Raw genomic sequence first — 18,194 nt, 5'->3', positions numbered from 1 at the left:
TTATGCGATGCGGATAGCATTTATTGACCAGAAAGATTCGCGATCCATGAACCTCAGTGGATCAAGGGGCATCGCTGCCCCATAACCATCTTATCCATACACCATGTATGCTATTGCACAGCACGTTGGTATCTGAGATTGCCCCGGATGAATTGCAGCTGAATTATTACGCTGCTCGCACCTCCATACGCCACCCCATAAACTAGGATGGGGGCATGGCTCAGATATTTGACGCACCTTCGAAATCCGTGCTCCGCAGCCAGATTGCGGAACACATAGCGGAAACCGAACGTTCGATACGAAAAACCAACCCTGACGAGGGCGCAGCACCTCTGCCCGAAGATCGTTTCTTCGACCGTGAGATCAGCTTGCTCAAGTTCAACAAACGAGTTCTGGAGCTGGCTCAGGACGATACACAACCAATGCTCGAACGAGCCAACTATGCGGCTATCTTTGCCAGCAATCTTGATGAATTCTTCATGGTTCGCGTTGCTGGACTCAAACGAAGAGTGACAACAGGCATCGCCGTGACCGCGGCAAGCGGACTCAGCCCGCGGCAGCAGCTTCGCTCCATATCTGAGCAGGCCCACAAGCTGCAAAACGAATACGCGCATTACGTCATCGACCATATACTTCCTGAACTTGCCGAGCAGCATATCGTGCTGCTGAGCTGGAACCAGCTGACCGCGACGGAACAGGAGCGTCTGTCTCGCTTCTTCCGCCAGCAGGTATTCCCCGTACTGACACCGCTGGCCGTAGACCCAGCGCACCCATTCCCCTACATTTCGGGCAATTCCCTGAACCTTGCGGTTCTTGTCGAAAACCCAATCTCTGGAAAATCGCACTTTGCCCGCGTGAAAATCCCCGATAACATGCCGCGTCTGGTTGCAGTGGACGATCTCACCGATGAGGAAGGGCGCGAGGAACGCTACGGCTTCATCACGATGGAGAATCTGCTGATAGCGCATCTTGAATCGCTTTTCCCCGGCATGGTAATCAAGGAGGCGCGCTCGTTCCGCGTCACGAGAAACGAAGATATCGACGTTGAGGAAGACGATGCCGAGAATCTGCTGAACGCGATGGAAAAGGAACTGCTGCGCCGCCGTTTCGGACCTCCCATTCGTCTCGAAATTTCAGACACCACCTCGCCCTTCCTTTCACAGCTGCTGGCAAACCAGCTCCGAGTCAGCGACGAGGAAGTGTATCGGGTTCCCGCCCCGCTCGATTTCACGGTGCTTTTCGAATTGCAGTCCATCGATCGCGCAGACCTCAAGTATCAGCCTTTCATACCCAGCACGAACCGCCAGATTGCAGAGGTCGAATCAAGTCGTGCACAAGACATCTTCGCTGCGATTCGCGAGCATGACATCTTGCTCCATCATCCCTACGATTCGTTCTCCACCTCCGTGCAGGCTTTTCTGGCACAGGCGGCAGCCGACCCACAGGTGTTGGCAATCAAGCAGACGCTCTATCGAACTTCGGGCAACTCACCCATCATCGATGCGCTGGTTGATGCCGCTCACGCCGGCAAACAGGTGCTTGTGCTTGTCGAGATCAAGGCGCGATTTGATGAAGAGGCAAACATCGCCTGGGCACGCAAGCTCGAACGTGCGGGTGTGCACGTCGTCTATGGCATCGTTGGTTTGAAAACCCATTGCAAGCTGCAGCTCGTGGTCCGTCAGGAAGCCGATGGCCTGCGACGGTATTGCCATATCGGAACCGGTAACTACAACCCCAAAACCGCCCGGCAATACACCGATCTCGGTCTGCTTACCTGCGATCCCGTCGTGGGGCAGGATTTGACCCGGCTCTTCAACCAGCTGTCAGGTTACGCTCCCAAATTAAGCTTCCAACGGCTGCTAGTCGCACCGCGCTCCGTACGCTCTGGACTTATCGAACGCATTCAGCGTGAGGAAGCCGCAGCCAAGGATGGCAAGGATGCTTGGATTAAAATCAAGGTCAACTCCCTGGTTGACGAGAAATGCATCGATGCGTTGTATCGAGCCAGCCAAGCCGGTGTCAAAATCGATATCGTGGAACGCGGCATCTGCGCAATCAAGCCTGAGATTGCAGGCTTGAGCGACAATATCCGTGTCCGTTCGATTCTCGGACGATTCCTCGAACACAGTCGAATATTTGCCTTTGCGAACTCGCAGGGCCCGCAGATCGGCGAAGGTCCGATTTCCGGTCCGGAAGTATGGATTGGCTCAGCCGATCTGATGCATAGAAACCTTGACCGCAGGGTTGAGGCTCTGGTAAGAATCACATCTCCCGACGAAATTGACGAGCTGATAAAATACATCGACTTGCAGATGGCTGATACTACGGCTTCGTGGCACATGAAGGGCGATGGCAGCTACATTCGCCACTCGCGCGACGAGCAGGGCAATCCGCTTGTTGACTGCCAGGAATATCTGATCAAGAAGCACACGCGAATCAAAAGACCCACTACACACTGAGACACCAGATTGCGGCTGACAGCACACCACTGTTAGCCGCAATTTTCACGATGCAGGAAAAGACATCAGGAAAGTGATGATGCATGTCCAAAACGACTGATGCAGCTGGAGCAATCGTATATCGCTGGCGCAACGCCGACGCTTCTCGGACGCTCGATGATGCGAGAAAGCTTCCCCTCAGCGACGACGAAGTCCATGAGATCATGGGCAAGGTTAAACTATGTCTGGTTCACCGTCCCAAATATGACGATTGGAGCTGGCCCAAAGGCAAGGTTGAAGAGCACGAATCCCTATACCACACAGCAGTGCGAGAGGTTGGCGAGGAAACCGGCATTGCCGTTGCCTTGGAATCGTTTCTGAGAACCGTCGAATACCCGCTGAACCGTGAAGGCGGCAAGCTGCGCAAAGGCAACATCACCGGCAACAAGCGCGTATCGTTCTGGATGGCCCAAGCATTGCCCAAACAGGATGCGGAGCGGCGCAGGCTCACCTTCGGCCCTGTCCATGAGCCTGACCTCAACGAAGTTGATGACGTGCGCTGGGTCAGCCCCAACGCGGCGAGGCACATGCTCTCACACTCAACCGATAGGGACGTGCTTGACGAATTCACCGATAGAGTGCAGCAGGGTGCCCTGCATTCGCGCATTGTCCTCATTGTGAGACACAGCAAGGCGGAGTCGCGGAAAACATGGCTCGGCGAGGATGCTGACCGACCGCTGATGCCACGCGGCGCAGCGGCTGCGTATGCACTCGGCCGCGAACTGACATGCTTTAACCCCACGTTGGTGGTTTCGTCACCCTGGCTGCGCTGCATTGACACCATTCGACCCTTCGCCTTGCAATCACGACTTCAAATCCGCGAAGATGAACGTCTCACCGAATCGAGCTACGAGGCTTTTCCCCACGAAGCACTCGCCTCGATGAACGAGGTCATCGAAGCATCGATTCGCTTGCGGAAGAATTCAATCGTCTGCACTCACAGGCCACTTCTGGGTGGTATCTTCAACTTCGTACGCGAACTATGCATAGGCAGCTCTTTGGCGAAACGTCTGCCGACGAAATCGCCATTCATCCCCACCGGCCATGGCGTGGCATTAAGTGTCGTCAATGCCAGCGAAGGCCCTCAGATCATTGACATACAGAAAGTGGTACCCATTGTCTACTAATGCTGCATCACGCTATGGTTCCTCTTCGATTCGTGCGTCGCGATCAGGATTTTCAACCTCCGGCTCGCAGCGTCCTTCGCGCCCCGGACAGCTCGATCAGGCGATTGCCGACCAACTTTCAGGAGGCATGGATCCTCAGCAAATCAGCGAAATCAGCCATGTTTCTGCGGCTTCGCTGCTCAATCGCGTGCATCAGACTCAGGATCCTAATATCGTGCAACGCGTGCTCACGCTGGTCGACCGTGAAGGCGTTGACATCATTGCCGAACTGTGGAGCGATGCCGACCCCGATTCCTTGCCAGGCATTCTCTGGCGTCTCTATTCCCTGCGCAGCTGGATGCGACGCAGTTCGGATGTTATCAGCGAACTCTGGGCTTTGGGCGAACCAGTAGACACGGCTGCCTCTGCCATCGTTGGAGTCGATAGACCACCTGTGGCACAGGATATTGCGCGCACTGCCGATTCAATTCTTTCGGGAGCGTTCCAAGGCGATTTCGCCGTTGCACTGGAACGTGCCGGCGCATTCTGCGAAGTGATAAGCCTCGGCATCCGCGCACAATGCACGCGCTTGCAGAAGGCAAGCAGCGACGAAGTCGGTTCGCCTTCTCGTTCTGCCCTGGCCACGCAGCTGGCACGTTCACTTCATTCCGCACAGGCGCTACATACCACAGGGCGGGATTTTGTGCATGGTGCACACCTATGGCGTCAGGGATCGTTGGAATAGCCCGCTGCGACATTCTGGTACTCCTACACTCTGGCGTTCTGGCACTCCTACATTCTGATGCCCAGCGCTCATTCAATATCAGACACGCGCAAGCGATTCGCAATTCTTCTCTTTCGCAGAGCGCTTATGAACATGCGACAAGCAATCATGTCGTAGAATGAAATCCGCGTCGAACCGTGCTTAAGCCCCGGGCTCCATTTGTTGCCGCTTCGAGCGGCGTTTGCGCCGACAGGCGCTTTCACGGTTCGGCGTTTTAACTTTATGTTCTGCTTACAAGGTTTTAGCGCCTTCAATGCCTTCAACTCCTTCCATGTCAGAGCCATGCAACTGCGAGATTCAATGGAAGATAATGCGATGAAACATGCTCATAACCTCGCGTTTGTGCGATTTCTGCGATTCTGATGCTTAAGGGGCTAGGCTTAGCAGTATGGAACTCCATGTACTAGAACATCCTCTGATTGAGCATAAGCTCACTGTTTTGAGGGATAAGAAAACACCATCCAATACCTTCCGCGAGCTCGTCAGCGAGCTGGTCATGCTGGAAGCCTATGAAGCAACACGCAACTTAAGCGTTTCGGATTATCCGATTGAAACTCCGGTAGCACCTATGGTTGGGAAGAAACTCAGCACGCCGCGACCGATGGTCGTGCCGGTCTTGCGAGCAGGGTTGGGCATGCTCGATGGCATGACACGCCTTGTTCCGACCGCCGAAGTCGGTTTCCTCGGCATGAAGCGCGATGAAAGCACCCTTGACATCATCACCTATGCCAACCGCTTGCCTGAAGACCTCTCAGGGCGTCAGTGCTTCCTGCTTGATCCGATGCTGGCAACCGGTGGCACGCTCGTTGCGGCGACGCACTATCTTGCCGAGCACGGTGCCAAGGATGTCACTGCCATCAACATTCTGGCAGCTCCAGAGGGCCTTGAGCGTCTGAAGCGAGACATTGACCCTTCAATCGACTTCAAGGTCGTCGTATGCGCGGTTGACGAGAAGCTGAACGACAAGGCTTACATTGTGCCGGGTCTGGGCGATGCTGGCGACAGATTGTACGGTGTCATCGACTGATTCCACCAGCGGGAATCGAAGATAGTAATGCGACTGGCCGTCTCTCCCCTGTTCGGAGTGAGACGGCCAGTCGCATTATTCAGTTTTGAACGGAGCTGTTGTAATCCTGGATGTCGGATTGCAGGCCTTTGACCTCAGCCGTCAGCGCCGACTTTGCATCTGCGCCAGCGAAGACCTTCTCGATGCCATCCTCGACGGCCTTGCGAGCCTGTGGCATCACACCTGCCGAGCAGCCTTGCGTTGCAGCGGTCAGCTTGGTGCTTTCCAGCTGCTTCACGGCCACGTCAAACTGTGGATATTGCTTTCTCCACGCCTTGTCGGTTTCCGTGTTCAACGCCTTCTTGGAAGTTGGGAAATAACCGGTGCCAGTATGCCAGGCTGCCTGATTCTCCGGCTCGGAGAGGAACTTGATGAACTTCCATGCCGCTTCCTGCTGGGCCGAGGAATGACCAAGCTTGGAGATCCAGAGCGAAGCACCTCCGATGATTGGGCCGGAATTGTTCTTCTTGATCTTTGGATAGTTCCCTACGCCAACCTCGAAGCCCTTGGTCTTTGCAGCTCCCATAATGCCGCTTAGATCTGCCGTGGATTCGAGGGTGATGCCCACCTTGCCTGATTCGAAAGCGCTGTCTGCATTATCGGTATCCGTTCCGGTATTGCCCGAAATGCCGGAATCGACCATGCCCTTCCACCAGGTGAGGAACGTCGTTGCCGAAGAATTGTTGAAGGTGAAGTTATCCGCACGCTTCGAGCTTCTTCCGTTCTGAGGAGAGCAATACAGCTGGCCGTTGGCAGCTATTTCCTGCTCGACGAACCATCCGTACACGGCTGCGTTGAATCCGTATTGTGCGGGGCCACCATTCTTCTGCGAAAGCTTCTCGGCATCGGCCTTGACTTCATCAAGCGTCGTGGGTGCCTTGTCTGGATCGAGTCCAGCAGCCTTGAACATGCTCTTGTTGTAGTAGAGCACAGGCATGGAGGAATTGAATGGCATGGAATACAGCTTGCCGTCAACCTTGTAATATCCTGCTACGTTCGGTTGCAGGTCAGACACATCATACTTATCTGCATCAATGAAGTTCTGCATCGGCGTGATGGTGCCTGAATCCATCATGAATCGAGAGCCGACATCGTAGACCTGCATCAAGGTCGGCGTGGACTTGGACTGCACGGCTGACTTGTATTTTGTGATGGCATCATCATATTGGCCCTGGTAGAGAGCCTTGACGGTGATTTTGTCCTTGTTGGTCTTGTTAAACTGTGCAATGAGCTTGTCAAGCACCTGTCCGTTCGTGCCTGACATGGAATGCCAGAACGTGACAGTCTGCGGACCGGCATCCTTGGTTGCGGTCCCTGCAGCGCTTGCAGAACCACATCCTGTGCTGATCAGCGTTCCGAGGGTTGCAACCACAGCCAATGCTGCTTTGAATCCCTTTTTCATTTACTTCTCCTTGTTTGTTATTGCAGGAAATCTTTATCACTACCGCTGCTGAAATCTGAAACACGCCATGAAGCGTGCTAACGGCTTGACCCAGCAGTGAGTCCGCGCACAATCTGACGCTGGCAGAGGGCAACGATGATAACCGTCGGCACTACTGCCATAACGGCTCCAGCCATGGTGAGCCCTGGATTGAAGTCGTCGGGCGATTGCAACTGCGTGATACCAATCTGTATGGTCTGCATCTGCGGTGTTTCCGCGACGAGCAACGGCCACAGGAAGCCATTCCAGTGGGTCAGGAAGGTATATATTGCAAGCGAAGCAGCGGCCGGTCTGCTCAATGGCAGCACGATTGACCACAGAATGCGCAGGTGCGAGCACCCATCCAGCCGAGCGGCCTCGACAAGCTCCATCGGGAACTGTCTGAGGAAGGTAACCATCATGAAAATCCCGAATCCGCTGGCTAGATATGGCAGGACCAGCGCTATGAACGAATTGCGTAGACCGAGTGAGGCAATCGTCAGATAGTTGGGAATGATGATTGCCTCTCCAGGAATCATCATGGTGCCGAGGAACAGCGCAAACCAGATCTTTGCACCGCGAACCTTCATGATTGCGAGCGCATATCCAGCAAGCAGGGAGGTGAGAATCTGTGAGGCGGTTATCACCAGGGTCGATCCGAAGGAGTTCAGGTACTGTCTGCCAAGCGGGATCAGGTGCACGGCAGTCACGATGTTCGACCATGTGAGCCCATGTTCCGGCCAGATTCTTGGCGGGCTGCTGACGATATCCGTGTTCTTCATCACCGAACCCATGAACGAGTAATACACGGGGAATGCCACGATGCAGGCGAGCAGCAACAGGACCAGAACGCCGAAGCCGCGTTTGGCGAGGGTGGAGACTCGATTGTTATTCATGCCACATCAACCTTTCTGCCCATGCCACCGAATTGGATGACCGTGATGATGGCGACCACCAGAATCAGCACGAGCGCTTCGGCTGATGCATACCCGAAGTTTGAATTATTGTTTGCAAACCCGTGCAAATAGATGTCGTAGACAAGCGTGGTGCTCGAGGATGCCGGGCCACCCTTGGTCAGCACATGAATCTGTCCGAAGCTTTCGAGGGACTGGATGGTGCCCGTGACGATCAGGAAGAACAGTTGTGGACGAATCAGCGGAATCATGATGTAATGCTGCAGACGCAGGCCAGAAGCACCGTCAAGCCGTGCTGCCTCGACAATGTCTTCGGGGACGGAACCAAGACCAGCCAGCAGCACAAGGATGTTGTATCCGATGTTCATCCAGACTGTGGTGAGTGCGATGGAAAGCAGGGCAAAGCGTTCGTCTGTCAGCCAGCCAACGCCTGAACCGCCGAACTGTCTGATGATTTCGTTGAAGAGTCCCGTCGCTGGATTGAAGAATGCGGAGAAGACGATGGAGGCGGCTGAAACCGAGTAGGCAAAGGGCAATGCGAAAACCGTGCGGAATACTCGATTGACGAGTGATTCGCGGTTGAGCATCAGGGAGATTGCCAGCGAAATCACTATGGTGGGAACGACCGTGTACACGGCGAAGAGTGCCGTGTTGACGAGAATCCGCGCAAAGTCGGGATTGGTGAAGAGCCTCGTGAAATTGCGTAGGCCGACGAAGGTGTCAGCGCTTCCGAAGAGATCGGTTCCTGACACGGAAAGTCTGAAGGTCTGGAACAAGGGATAGACCACAAAGATGCAAAATACGATGCCTGCCGGAAGCAGGTACCAGTATTGCGTGATTGGCGTTCGCTGCGGTTTGCGCTCTTGCTCCGGCTTCTCGACCGGTGATTGCAGACGGTGAACGCTGCTATTCTGACCTGCGAAACGCGGTGCTGAGGTCGACATGCACACCCTTCCATATTGCCGTTTCCATCGGAAACGAGCTGCTTATGGGCGCGGAAAAACCCATGCTGCTTCCGAACCCATATCTGTAGTAACAGCTCTTGAGGGTCGGCACGGGGAAGGTCAGCAAGCATTCATGTTGAATTCATGATGAGGTCATGAGAAGGTCACGGAGAAGTCACGAGGAAGTCACCGCGAAGGTGCGACACAAGGAAGTCACAAGTTTGGACATAAGGAGATTGCAGTGGTGTCACGGACTGGTTTGCACCATGATCTCATATAGCGAGAACCGCTCATGGCTTGGCCATGGGCGGTTCAGGGATTGGCAGTCACGCTGCCTGTGCTGACTTGATGTGCTGACTCTTGATCTGTCAGCGATTGACGCTGTTAGGCGCTATTGCAAGTTGCTATGCCTCTGCTCCAGCTCTGCTACGCCTCTGGGACGAAGGCTTCGAATATGAATCTGTCGAAGTTCGGAGCTGATTCTTCCAGTTCTTCTTCACTTCGGATTGTCCATGAAACTGGAATCGCTCCGAGCTTTACTGCGGCCTTGAGCTGGAATGAGTTGCCGCCCTTCCAGTCATATGCAATGAAGTCGGGGCGTCCTTTCCAGTTCAGCAGCAACTTGGAGAGCAGCCACTGCTTGCCGTCTATGACGCTTTTGATGGGACGTCCCAGCTCGCTGGAGAGCTGGCCGCGGCACACCTGCGGATCGTTGTTGCGATACCATGCAACGGCTTCTGGGTGGAAGGATTCAATGACATATGGTCCTCGATAGTCTTCAAGGATTTCATGTCCGGCCTCCATCAATGGCTCGTCGAATGCCTCACCCATCTTGTATTCGACAATGAGCGGAACGCGGCCGTCAACGAGTTCGAGCACATCCGTAAATAGGGGAACGTGCTGGAAGTTGTCATGGCTGATGCCGGTCGGCTCATCCTTGATGCCGGCTTTGCCTTCTATCGGCGTTGCCTTGGCATCCCCTGGCTTGGCTGGTGCAGGGAAGAGTGGAATCTCGCATAATTCCTTGTATGTCAAATCCGCAACCTGCGCATCCACTCCGGTCACGCGTTTGATGTTTGCGTCATGGACCACGACGACTCGTCCATCGCGGGTCAGCTGCAGGTCGAGTTCAATGCCATATCCAGCCTCGCATGCGGCGGCGAATGCGGCAAGTGAATTCTCTGGCGCAATGGGGAATTCGGATGTTTCATCGCCATATCCCGCCTTGGCTGCCATGGTGCGGGCGAGTGCGACATAGCTGCCGCTGGTAGCTGCGTATGCTGCCGTCAATCCTGAACCTGCATCATGCAAACCTCGATGAGCATAGGGAACGTCGGGAATGATGTCGTCATCGCGATACTGTGAGCCGGAACCTAAGGAACCGGGTATGGAAGAAACGTATGCATCTTTTCGTCCCTGTGCATTGCGAGGCATCCATGCCCAGACTGCTGCCCCGGAGGCAGCGCCCAGCAAAGCCAGGGACTTCGCCATTTTCGAGAACCCCATTTTCCAGAACCCCTTTTCAATCAGATTCGATGTTCAGTGAACCGAACCGTAAGTTACACGCCTCTGTCAGTCACCAATCATACTGGTGCGCCGGTTGCCAACCTACGAAGCTGAGCCCGAGTGTCAACGACGCTTGCAAACGCCAGGTGGGGGATAAAAATGAAATGTGAGGGGGAAAATGTTCGTAAAAATCAAGACATTGCGAGTTTTGCGACAATTGCTGAGTATCAACACTTCATTGTGGCTTATTTCCGTCACACAATTGAAGGATTATCAAGGTTTTTGAACTTGTCTACTTAGCAATTGCCGCAAAACTCAGTTTCTCGATTCGTCAGACGTCACATGTGCCGCTTCACGGTGTAAAAGCCAGTTAGCGAGCCTTGAGATTGCATAGTTCACCAGCACATAAATGATGGATACCACGAGATAGACCGGCACCAGGGAACTGAAGTTGGCTATGATCACCTTCGCGTTCACCATAAGCTCGGGGTAGGTGACCACGTAGCCGAAGGTGGTGTCTTTGACCACGACGACGAGCTGCGCCACCAAGGCAGGGGTCACGATACGCATGGTCTGCGGCAAGATGATGTGCACGAAGTTCTGGGCACGCGTAAATCCGAGTGAGAGACCAGCCTCCTTCTGACCGAAGGGCACGGCGGCAACGCCCGAGCGATACACCTCGGCAAGCACTGCCGAAGCGTAGGCAGAAGTCGGAATGACCACCATCCAGTAGGTGCTGATATGCAGACCCAACTGGGCAGGCACCAGAAACATGAAATAGATGAACAGCAGCGTTGGCGTTCCACGCAGGAACTCGATAACCGCAGTGGCAAGCCATCGAACTGGAGCGATCTTCGACATCCGTCCGAACATGAGCACCAGACCCATGATCAGCGCAATGATGCCTGAACCAATTGCCGCACGAATCGTGCCTACCAAGCCCGCGCCAATGAACGCCCAGACGTTGATCTGCGAGAAGAAGTACCAGTACTGGGATTCAAGCTGACCCTTGATATAGAAGCGGTACACAATCCAGACGCCAAGGGCGATAAGCGCCAGAATGCTGACGATGGTGCCGATGATGATTCTGCGACGTGCCTTGGGGCCAGTTGCCTCGAAAAGAGCCGTCTCGGTTCTGCTCATCGCCATAGTGCGTACCTCTTTTCAAGCCTGCGTCCAACGAATGCGATGATCAGTCCCGTCAGCACATAGAGGATCGATGCCAGCAAGAAGGTCACCACACCCATCGCCTCCTTGTTGTTGATCTGCGTGACCAAACCGGTCAATTCCGCGTGAGCCAGCGGCACGAGAGAACCCGTTGACGAGCTGATGACCACAGAAATGAACAGGGTAACCATGGGCTGAATCACCGATGACAAAGCCTGGGGAAGAATGATGGAGGTCACTATGGTGGAGAAACTTAATCCGAGGGCACGCGCAGCCTGAATCTGCTCGGCATCGATGGCATTGATGCCGGTTCTGAGATTGTCGCAGGTAAAGGCGGAAGACACCAGAATCAAAGTGATGATGACACATGGTTCGTAGTCAATGACGAGTCCTAGGTCTGGAAGCGCATAGACGATGAACACCAGCAAGGCAAGCACGGGGATGTTTCTAAATGTTTCGACATATATGTTGATGGCTTGGCGAAGTGGCGGAATGGGGCTGATTCGGCCGACTGTGAGCAGTGTGCCGAGCAACAGTCCAAGCACGAAGGCGATGCATGAGATGCGCAGTGAAACACCATAACTCGCAATAAACTGCCAACCATACTCGCTTATCAGCTGTTTCACATGTCCTCCCAGACGCAACCTGATGAACCGTATCGGCTGCAAGATAATGTACCCAAGCTACCACTCGAAAGTTGCAGCTTGGGTATGCTTTGTTAATGAGACAGAAGCGGTGTCATGCAAGCGCGATGCCCCGAAGGTAACACCGCGCATAGAAACTCGACAGCTAAGACTGCTCTCTCGTTGAAACTACTCGATCGTTGGAGGCGTTGGGACATCAGTCACGCCTGTACGATCACCGATCGTGACCTTCCAGAGCTTGGCCCAGGTACCGTCAGCTTCGATTTTCTTCAACCATGCGTTGACGAACTTGGTCGCGTCGGAACCCTTCGGCAGACCGATGCCATAGGTGTCCTTGTCTCCGAATGGCTTGCCAACGATCTTGAAATCATTAGGATTCTTCACGACATCGCCAAGCAGAAGGCTTTCATCGACAACATAGGCGTCAATGCGTCCCTGACGCAGCGCCTGAGTGATTTCAGTATCAGTCTGGAACTGCTGGACGCTTGCCTTCGGAGCGTTCTTGGCAACGATGTCTCCACCGGTCGAACCCTCTTGGACGCCAACCTTCTTGCCGTTCAGATCCTTCACGCTCTTGATGTCATTATTGCTCTTCTTGACCAGAATGCCGGTCTGAGACACATAGTACGGGCCAGCAAAATCAACCTTCTGCGCGCGTTCGCTGGTGATTGAGTAGGTTGCGAACACGGAATTCACTGTGCCGTTCTGCAGCACGCTCTCACGGGTCGAGGAATCGACCACGGTGAGCTGAGTATCCGCCTTGCCGATGATGTACTTGGCAAGGAGCTGAGAAAGCCCGGCATCGAAACCACGAACCTTGTTGTCGCTTGTGGATTGCAGTGAGAACAGCGTCGATGTCTTCGTGCCACCAACCTTCAGCACTCCAGCCTTCTTGACAGCCGCTGCCCAGGTGTTCGCCTCGACGGTTGAGGAATCAGCCGTGGCACCGGAATCGATGATCTTTGTGTATGCGTTTACATCAATGTCTGGATTGACGGATGCGCTGGAGCTGCTACCGCTTGCCGTTGATGCAGTCGGCGCTTCGCCGCAACCTGCAAGCAGCCCAAAAGCCGCGACAAGCATGGTTGCGCCAGCGACGTATGCTGCGCGACGGGTACGCGCACGCTTTCCCGTAAGTGACATAATCGATCTCCTTCTTCTAGATCCGAATGCTGGGTCAGGCCCGACGTCATGCGGAGCGAGCCTACCCCGATTCGGCTCAATTACAGACCTTAATCTAACCGAAGAAATGAGGATCCGTGTAACTTTGACAGATATTTTTCCGTGTAGCGTTATAGCATTCTGTTGTAGCCGACTCAAGAATGGCTTCATACCGGGGTTTATCAGCGGCTCACTGCCTTGCAATCCGCGAGCAGACGCGAAGCATCGTCGATACGACACGCATGACTCGTCATCTCACAGGCGCGAAGCGTGCTTGCGTATCGCTCGATTCTTGCGGAAGATATCGATGACAATCCACACGGAAAGCAGGAACGCCACCACATATCCCATCAGACCAATCACCGGAATGCCCAGAATGACGGGCTTGATTCCGGCAAAATACACGATTGACGAGCCGACGTACAAGCCGACCACAATCAGTGCCATGGTGATGCGGTTGACCATGTCTGAAAGCTGCTGCAGTGGTTGCTCGGAGCCGACCAGCTCCATGTTGATGCGAAGCTGTCCACGCGAGAGCATGGTTGATACGGTTTTTGCATCAGCCAATGCTCCAAGCACCCCGTGCAAGGCATTGCTGCTCTCTCTGCCCAATTGGATGCTTTCGTTCTTGATACTTGCCAGAGTGCCCTGAGATGCCGCGATATGATGCGAAATGATCTCTATCATGTTCACATCGGGAAGGAACTCGTCAACCGTTCCCTCAAGCGTGACCAGCCCTCGAGCAACCGTCGTGACCGAGCTGGGCACGGCGATGGCATGTCTGCGGGCCAGCTGCATAATCGCATTGAAGAATTCACCGATATTGAGGTCGGCAAGATTCATCGTTCCAAATTCGTCAATGACAGAATCCAGATCGTCAAGCAGCAGTGGATAATCGTCCTTCACCTTGTCAGCGCTTGCCGTGAAGCGCAGCAATCCCCTCGCCAGGGCGGGCGAATCGCGTTTGGCGACCGCAAAGATCATTTCCTTGAGGGCCGAACGTGAACTCTTGTTGACGCGTCCAGTCATCCCCAGGTCAATGAGCACGATACGCCCATCGTTGATGATGATGTTGCCCGGATGAGGGTCAGCGTGAAAGAAGCCTTCATCAAGAATCTGAGCAGCGTAGTTGTCGACAAGCTTCTCACCGATGTCGCTGAGACTGTAGCCGGCATCGATGAGCTGCTGCGGGTGAGACACCGAGATGCCTTCCACATAGTCCATCACGACCACATGCTGCGTGCACAGGCTGATGTAGGGGCTTGGGCAGTCCATGTATGCGTACGAGGCGCAGAAGCGGCGGAAATCCTTGAGGTTTCGGGCTTCCGTCAAGAAGTCAGTCTCGTCCTGAAAGGTGTCCCACAATTCCTCGACCACGCCACGCAGATCGAGTATCTGCGCGCTCTGCGTCAATCTGGTGGCATAGCCTGCGAAGGAGCGCATGATTTCAACATCCTGTGCCATGGTCTCCTTGACGCCGGGACGTTGGACCTTGATTGCAACATCTTCTCCGGTCAGCAGCCGTGCACGATGGACCTGAGCCAATGATGCCGAACCTAGTGGAGTCGGGTCGATGGTCGAGAACATCGTGTCGATCGGTCTGCCGTATTCATTGGTGAGGGTACTGATAACCGTCGCATAGGGCATGGGATCCGCATCGGCTCTCAACTTTGAGAGTTCCTTGCGGAAAGCCTCGGGCAGAATCTCTGAGCGCATGGATAGTATCTGTCCGACCTTCACGAAGGTTGGTCCCAAGGCTTCGAGCATCAGCCTCAGATTCGTAGGTGTCACGCCGTGAAGTATGTCGAATTTAGTGGCAATTCTGGCAATCTGGAACAGCCTTCGCACCCGGCCATGTCTGCTGGCGCGGAGAGTCTCCCCCTCTGCGCTGTCAGACAAGCCGCCGAACAGACCTATTTTCTGTGTTCGCGTGCGCTGGCGAAAGTCCCCAGCGGCATCGGCAAACACATGGTCAGCAGAGTTTCTATCGCCTGAAACCATTGATGTATACCACCCTCACAGAGTCTGCAGCACGCAATCAGAGTGCATTGACGTTATTGCCAAGGTCGTCCGGATCTCCCGTCGGACCTTCCTCTGTCGATGCAAACGGAGCCGCTTCGGAAGCCTTCTTTGCATCGACTCGATCCTCTGCAGCGGATCGCGCTTGAGAACCCGTATTGTCCTTGAAGGTGCGCTTCAGTTCAGAATTGAGCTGCTTGCCCTGCTCAACGGTTATTTCCCCCTTGCGCGCCAGGTCATCGACGATAGCCTGACTCTTTTCGATTCCAGTAGCCAAAGCCCCGACACCTGCGAGCAGCACCTTGCGAAGTCCATCACCTAGATCTTGCGTAGCCATGACATTCTCCTTACCTGTTGAAGTCGTGCATCACATGAGCACGAGCATACAATGCAAAACCATTGGGAACAGCCCCTTGGCATGATTGTCTGCGTTCCATCAACTCTACTCTGTCAGACGCAATTAACGGGGAGCGCACATACGCATGTATCTTGCGCATAGCTGACTGCACCTGCGTTCGGCACAGAGGTGTCACAACGGTGTCACAAATGTGTCACAGAGGCATCGCAGATTCGATGACTCTAGCGGGGCCGCCGCATCGCAACGCTTTTGGCATGTTGCGCCAAGGCATCCAGACGCTTCAACTCGGCCATGCCCTTGTCGCTTGGATGGGGCTCATACGCGCCGTAGCGAAGTTCGCAAGCCTTCGCTATGAGGAAATCAGCGATTTTAGGATTCTTGGGCAGCAGCGAACCATGCATGTACGTGCCGATGACGTTGTGATTGATGGCCCCCTCGGTGCGGTCAGCGCCATTGTTGCCGGTGCTGATCGAATCGACCTGTCCCAAGGGCTTGGTGCCCTCGTGTAGAAAGGTCTGACCCGAATGGTTCTCATAGCCGACGACTGCGCCGAATTGTTCCGAGTGCTCAACCAGATTGCCTATGAGCCTCAGCTTTTCGCCGATGGTGTGGATGCCCAGCACACAGATTCCAGGCAGCCTATCGCCTTCGATGGGTTGGAAATACTCCCCGAAAAGCTGGTACAGACCGCAAATCATCAGCATTGGCGTACCTTGGTGGGCCAGACCTCTGAGAAGTTCCGCCCGCTTGCACAGGTCGCGAATGATCTTGCGCTGCCCTTCATCCTGGCCTCCACCGCCGAGAATCATATCGACGTGATCCGGCCATGCATCACCCTGGTTATAGTAGTGAATCCTCGGCTCGAAGCCATTTAGGCTTAGACGACGCTCCACAGTGAGCAGATTGCCGGAATCGCCATAGATGTTCATGTCTTTTGGATAGAGCGACAGTACGTCGATTACTTCAGCCATAGCTTGCAGCCTCCCCCGTCGTGGCTCATGATGTGCCCTGCGTTGATTGTGATGCATCGATGATGATGCCTCGTGCGTGGGTTACAGACCTGCATCCGCCACTTCGGTGAGATGCGAAATCAGTGTTCGAATCTTCAGCATAGCCGTATACGTGCAGAAAATGCGCTTCGGATGACTCGGGTTCACTGCCAGAAAAGCCTCAAGGGCCGTTGAAGGATTCGTTTCCGTGGCTCCCACATGGACCTGGTCATAATCGAGGCGCAGGGCCATGTCCCAGGCGCGAACGCCGGAAACAACAGCTACGCCGGTCTTGCGCAAGGTGCTGAAATCCACGTCCCACAGCCAGCTCATGTCTCGTCCGTCAGCAAACTCGTCGTTGATGACGATCATCGTGTCGTGGCCTGCCGGCGTGAACGAGGCCAATGCGAGTCGGAAACCCATGGGGTTCTTCACCAATACCAGTTCCACCGGAGTTCCATGGAAATCTATGATTTCGCCGCGTCCAAAGGCTGGCGTCACATGTGAGAGAGCCGTCACCATCGACTGCGTATCGATTGTCTTGCCCTGGCCTGCAAACGATGAAGCCTTGATGATTCGGCCTACGAGTGTCAGAGCGGCAGCTGCGTTGAAGAGATTGTACACACCTTCGAGCTTGACGGTCGTTGACAATATGGTGCCGGAAACATCGAATATGGCTCCGTGATCGACCAGACCATTGAGCGTGACATCGGCGGGAAGCTGTGGCTGGGAGGACTGCTGGCCATCGGATGTGGTCTCTGTCGCATCGCTGGGCGGCACTTCCAGCTGAGACACAGGACTATGAGCCGACCCCTTGCCCGATGGCTCTGCAGAACCGTTGCCTGATATATCGTCATGCATAGTGTTGTCATGCATGCTGTCGTCATGCATGCTGTCGTCATCAGGGAAATAGCTGCGCATTGCAGGAGCAAGGCCGAAATAGGCGCATTGCGTGCCCTCGGGAACCAACTGTGCGAGGGCTGCGATGCGAGGATCCTCACGATTCAGCACCACCGTGCCGGTGGTGCGCTTGGCAACCTCACCAAGCATCCTTGCCGTGTTGTCGATTTCTCCGAATCTGTCGAGCTGATCGCGCATGACGTTGAGCAACAGGGCATATCGTGGTTGAACCTGATGGACGAAATGCACCGCATAGGCTTCATCGAGTTCAAGGACGGCGATGTCGGCATCGATGTTGCCCTTCATGTCAACCTTGTCCAAGAGGGCGGAGACCACTCCTCTTGTGAAATTCGAGCCGGTGGGATTGGTGAACACTCTCATTCCCAGGGTTTCGAGAATCGAGGAGACCATGCGCGTCGTCGTTGTCTTGCCGTTGGTTCCCGAAACCAGAACGACCCCATCGGGCAGCTGGGCCAATGTTCTTGCCAGAAAGTCTGGATCGCAGGCCTCAATCACCTTGCCGGGGAAGGCGCTGCCACCATGACGGGTCAAGCGCGACAACGCCCTGATGCTCTTGCCAAGAAGCGGGATCATACGCGAATACCAAGGTTTCGCGGATCTATCCTTGCCGATTGCTGAAGTCATTCATTACCACCAGATACATTTGCTCGAATCATGTGTGCCAACTGCCTAACGCCATTCTCAAAAGTCCTGTGCG

General features: G+C 54.5%; 15 protein-coding genes. 4 read left to right on the top strand and 11 right to left on the bottom strand.

The features are described 5' to 3' along the window. Positions 1-215 precede the first annotated feature (215 nt). The 4 genes from QN215_RS02205 to upp all read left to right on the top strand — a co-directional run bounded on the left by QN215_RS02205 (position 216) and on the right by upp (position 5,415). Positions 216-2,459 carry an RNA degradosome polyphosphate kinase gene (locus QN215_RS02205; RefSeq protein ID WP_369344509.1) on the top strand — a complete coding sequence of 748 codons (2,244 nt, stop codon included), beginning with the start codon at positions 216-218 and terminating at the stop codon, positions 2,457-2,459. 83 nt (positions 2,460-2,542) lie between these two features. Next, a complete protein-coding gene (locus QN215_RS02200) occupies positions 2,543-3,625 on the top strand; it encodes an NUDIX domain-containing protein (RefSeq protein ID WP_369344508.1) in 1,083 nt (360 codons plus the stop codon). Further along, a complete protein-coding gene (locus QN215_RS02195) occupies positions 3,615-4,349 on the top strand; it encodes a thymidine phosphorylase (protein ID WP_369344507.1) in 735 nt (244 codons plus the stop codon). The genes QN215_RS02200 and QN215_RS02195 overlap by 11 nt, the downstream gene beginning before the upstream one ends. Positions 4,350-4,776: 427 nt before the next feature. Beyond that, a complete protein-coding gene (gene upp / locus QN215_RS02190) occupies positions 4,777-5,415 on the top strand; it encodes a uracil phosphoribosyltransferase (RefSeq protein ID WP_094694232.1) in 639 nt (212 codons plus the stop codon). A 79-nt stretch (positions 5,416-5,494) separates the two neighbouring features. Here the strand turns inward: upp and QN215_RS02185 are convergent, their stop codons facing one another. The 11 genes from QN215_RS02185 to QN215_RS02135 form a co-directional block, all read right to left on the bottom strand. Beyond that, positions 5,495-6,856 (bottom strand): ABC transporter substrate-binding protein, encoded by a 1,362-nt coding sequence (locus QN215_RS02185; protein ID WP_369344506.1) that lies wholly within the window; start codon positions 6,854-6,856, stop codon positions 5,495-5,497. Positions 6,857-6,933: 77 nt separating this feature from the next. Beyond that, positions 6,934-7,770 carry a carbohydrate ABC transporter permease gene (locus tag QN215_RS02180; protein WP_369344505.1) on the bottom strand — a complete coding sequence of 279 codons (837 nt, stop codon included), beginning with the start codon at positions 7,768-7,770 and terminating at the stop codon, positions 6,934-6,936. Then, positions 7,767-8,732 carry a carbohydrate ABC transporter permease gene (locus QN215_RS02175; protein WP_369344504.1) on the bottom strand — a complete coding sequence of 322 codons (966 nt, stop codon included), beginning with the start codon at positions 8,730-8,732 and terminating at the stop codon, positions 7,767-7,769. The genes QN215_RS02180 and QN215_RS02175 overlap by 4 nt, the downstream gene beginning before the upstream one ends. 426 nt (positions 8,733-9,158) lie before the next feature. After that, positions 9,159-10,238, bottom strand: coding sequence for a glycerophosphodiester phosphodiesterase family protein (locus tag QN215_RS02170; protein WP_369344503.1), 1,080 nt, complete (start codon positions 10,236-10,238; stop codon positions 9,159-9,161). 315 nt (positions 10,239-10,553) lie between these two features. Next, the gene (locus QN215_RS02165) at positions 10,554-11,381 is read right to left on the bottom strand and encodes an amino acid ABC transporter permease (protein ID WP_369344501.1); all 828 of its coding nucleotides are present in this window, start codon (positions 11,379-11,381) and stop codon (positions 10,554-10,556) included. After that, the gene (locus tag QN215_RS02160; protein ID WP_369344500.1) at positions 11,378-12,031 is read right to left on the bottom strand and encodes an amino acid ABC transporter permease; all 654 of its coding nucleotides are present in this window, start codon (positions 12,029-12,031) and stop codon (positions 11,378-11,380) included. Before QN215_RS02160 ends, QN215_RS02165 begins: the two co-directional genes overlap by 4 nt. A gap of 186 nt (positions 12,032-12,217) precedes the next feature. Next, a complete protein-coding gene (locus tag QN215_RS02155; RefSeq protein WP_369344499.1) occupies positions 12,218-13,192 on the bottom strand; it encodes a glutamate ABC transporter substrate-binding protein in 975 nt (324 codons plus the stop codon). 273 nt (positions 13,193-13,465) lie between these two features. Continuing rightward, complete coding sequence (locus QN215_RS02150; RefSeq protein ID WP_369344498.1) at positions 13,466-15,211, bottom strand: ABC1 kinase family protein; 1,746 nt, start codon at positions 15,209-15,211, stop codon at positions 13,466-13,468. A gap of 37 nt (positions 15,212-15,248) precedes the next feature. Continuing rightward, a complete protein-coding gene (locus QN215_RS02145) occupies positions 15,249-15,566 on the bottom strand; it encodes a phasin family protein (protein WP_369344497.1) in 318 nt (105 codons plus the stop codon). Between the two features lie 242 nt (positions 15,567-15,808). After that, positions 15,809-16,558 carry a type 1 glutamine amidotransferase gene (locus tag QN215_RS02140; protein WP_369344496.1) on the bottom strand — a complete coding sequence of 250 codons (750 nt, stop codon included), beginning with the start codon at positions 16,556-16,558 and terminating at the stop codon, positions 15,809-15,811. Positions 16,559-16,639: 81 nt separating this feature from the next. After that, the gene (locus QN215_RS02135; RefSeq protein WP_369344495.1) at positions 16,640-18,121 is read right to left on the bottom strand and encodes a MurT ligase domain-containing protein; all 1,482 of its coding nucleotides are present in this window, start codon (positions 18,119-18,121) and stop codon (positions 16,640-16,642) included. Positions 18,122-18,194: the final 73 nt, after the last annotated feature.

The organism is Bifidobacterium sp. WK041_4_12, assembly GCF_041080795.1.
Classification (GTDB): Bacteria; Actinomycetota; Actinomycetes; order Actinomycetales; family Bifidobacteriaceae; genus Bombiscardovia; species Bombiscardovia aquikefiricola.
The sequence above is the reverse complement of the archived record's forward strand: the minus strand, read 5'-3'. Positions and strand labels throughout refer to the sequence as shown.